Origin of the sequence: Armatimonas sp., assembly GCF_043760365.1 — a bacterium.
Lineage (GTDB): Bacteria > Armatimonadota > Armatimonadia > Armatimonadales > Armatimonadaceae > Armatimonas.
Genome location: NZ_JAYUPA010000094.1, coordinates 1 through 2,330 on the forward strand (window position 1 = coordinate 1; position 2,330 = coordinate 2,330).

A 2,330-nucleotide genomic window follows, 5' to 3' on the forward strand; every position below is an offset into this window, starting at 1 on the left:
CGGCATACATTGTCGTGCTTACTAGCTTCGCCGAGGACGAGAAGATCCGGGGTGCGCTGCAAGCCGGAGCCACGGGCTACCTGCTCAAAGATGTCCTGAGACACGACCTGCTCGCCACAATCCGTGCCGCTGCTGAGGGAAAGACCACCCTGCATCCCGTGATTCAGGCACATCTTATGCAACAGCTCAGCCAGCGCAAGCAAGCTTCACCGCTCGATGTGCTCACCGAACGCGAGCACGATGTTCTAAAAGCCGTCGCTGAGGGGCTCAGCAACAAAGAGATCGCGGTGAGCTTAGGACTGACTTTGGGAACGGTGAAGGGCTACCTAAACACTATTTTTGGCAAGCTTAATGTTGTTAGCCGGACAGAGGCCACACTGCTCGCGATTCGCCATGGCCTGGTCACCCCTAACTAAAGCTGGTCATCCCTAACTAAAGTTAGTGCTGTCTGCTTACTTTAGATAGTAGTCAGGTTTAGGTAAATCGTTTATACTCCAGGCATGAAAAATCTACAGTGCTCTCTAGCCCTAACCCTCAGCCTTCTGGCTCTTCCCACGATAGCTCTTGCTCAGACCGTCCGTAGCGGCAGCGGTGCCAATGCAGCGGCAATCACCGCAGTACGCGATACGTTCCGCACCGATCTTGGCGGCGGTGCGGTCGCAGGAGCCAACGGCTCTTTTGGTGGTGTACGCCGTGAGATCAACTGGGACGGGGTTCCCGCGACGCAATCCGCTCCCAACAACTTGGCTGCCAACTTCTTCAACTCCAACTCGCCTCGTGGTGCGGTTTTTTCGGGGGCGGGTACGGGCTTCATGGTTAGTAGCGCCACCACCGATGCGGGGGCAGGGCAGCCTGCCGCCGCAAACTTTGGCAATATCAACGCGACCTACACCGCAACCTTTCAGACCTTCAGTGCCCAGCGGCTCTTTACCGCTATTGGTAGTAATGTCTACGATGTGAGCTTCTTTGTTCCTGGAACTGCAACCCCTGGATTGGTGACGGGCTTTGGCTCTATCTTTACTGACGTGGACATTCTGGGCGCAACGACAATCCAGTACTTTGATGCTAGCAATGCCTCCCTGGGAACCTTCAATGTCCCCACGGCGGATTTCGGTCTCTCGTTTCTGGGGGTTTTCTTTCCCACTGCGCAGGTTTCTCGTGTCCGTGTGACCCAGGGAAATATCGCCCTGGGAGCGGGAGTCAACGACGGTGGAGTCAACGATGTGGTTGTTGCCGATGACTTTATCTACGGCGAGCCTGTCGCCAATACAGCACCGGAGCCGGGAACCCTCGCCTTCCTCGCGCTTGGGGGGACGCTGGTCTTCGTGCGCCGCCGTGTTGCCGCCCCGTAAACGAGGCGTCTGCAGTGGCGTTCCGCCGCAAAGCCCGTGCCGGGCTCCCGAAGAAATTGGGGAGTTTGGTGTGGGTTTTTTCTGTTAAAATGTTTCCATGAACCCCATGGAGAGCTATGAGCGTGACGGCTACGCGATTTTTCGGAGTGTTTTAGATGCGACGCTGATTGCGGAGGCGAGCGACCATGTGGAGTGGCTGCAGCGGCAGAATCCGGAGATTCGCCCGGAGAAGCTGGACTGGTTTCTGGTGCTCAATGACCCGTTCTGGGTGCGCTTGGTCGCGGATGACCGGCTGCTGGATATCGCGGAGAGATTTATTGGGCCGAACATCGCGCTCTTTGCCAGTCACTACTTCGCCAAGCCGCCCCACGATGGCTTGCCCGTGCTCTGGCATCAGGATGGCAGCTACTGGCCGCTTGACCCGTGTGAGGTCGTGACGCTTTGGCTCGCCGTGGACGACTCTACCCCCGAGAACGGTTGCTTGCGCGTGATTCCTGGGTCACACCAGTTGGAGTTTCAGCAGCACGCAAAAGACACAAGCGTCGAGAATGTGCTCTCGTCGGGGATTGCGGGTGTGGACGAAAGCAGCGCTGTGGATGTCGTGCTGAAGGCGGGGGATGTCTCGGTGCACCACCCGAATCTGATTCATGGCAGTGAGGCCAACACGAGCGACCAGCGCCGCTGTGGCCTCACCATTCGCTATATCCCGACCACCACACGTATCACCAAGCCCATTGGAGCGCCATTTCTCCTACGGGGCACGGCTGTTCCCGGCATCAATACCTACCTGAAGCGTCCAGAGTAGAGTCGGACGCGGGTGAGGGTGCCAACGAAGTTCGGGAGGTCTTTGCCGCTCACTTTGGAGCCCGCATCGCCGCCTAGTTCCATCGGATTTGACGGATCGCTGGTGATGAAACTGTGGAGCGGCCCCGCGGCCACTTGCTGACCGTCTACGGCAAGTGTCAGGCGCTTATCGGG

Annotated in this window: 4 protein-coding genes; 3 read left to right on the forward strand and 1 reads right to left on the reverse strand. The window is 57.9% G+C overall.

Annotated elements, in window-relative coordinates:
- The 3 genes from ACH2EH_RS02395 to ACH2EH_RS02405 all read left to right on the forward strand — a co-directional run.
- On the forward strand, positions 1-416 hold a 416-nt coding region (locus ACH2EH_RS02395; RefSeq protein WP_395138545.1), incomplete at its 5' end, for a LuxR C-terminal-related transcriptional regulator.
- A gap of 84 nt (positions 417-500) precedes the next feature.
- Positions 501-1,352 (forward strand): PEP-CTERM sorting domain-containing protein, encoded by an 852-nt coding sequence (locus tag ACH2EH_RS02400; protein WP_395138548.1) that lies wholly within the window; start codon positions 501-503, stop codon positions 1,350-1,352.
- Between the two features lie 97 nt (positions 1,353-1,449).
- Positions 1,450-2,157, forward strand: a complete 708-nt coding sequence (locus tag ACH2EH_RS02405) for a phytanoyl-CoA dioxygenase family protein (protein ID WP_395138551.1) — start codon at positions 1,450-1,452, stop codon at positions 2,155-2,157.
- On the opposite strand, the gene ACH2EH_RS02410 is transcribed toward ACH2EH_RS02405, so the two are convergent.
- A partial coding sequence (locus ACH2EH_RS02410) for a hypothetical protein (RefSeq protein WP_395138554.1) occupies positions 2,136-2,330 on the reverse strand: 195 nt, incomplete at its 5' end. The two genes, ACH2EH_RS02405 and ACH2EH_RS02410, sit on opposite strands and share 22 nt — an antisense overlap.

Excerpts from the sequence above, each read along its gene's own strand:
- ACH2EH_RS02400 (WP_395138548.1), top strand. The coding sequence starts at position 501 with ATGAAAAATCTACAGTGCTCTCTAGCCCTAACCCTCAGCCTTCTGGCT.
- ACH2EH_RS02405 (WP_395138551.1), top strand. The coding sequence starts at position 1,450 with ATGAACCCCATGGAGAGCTATGAGCGTGACGGCTACGCGATTTTTCGG.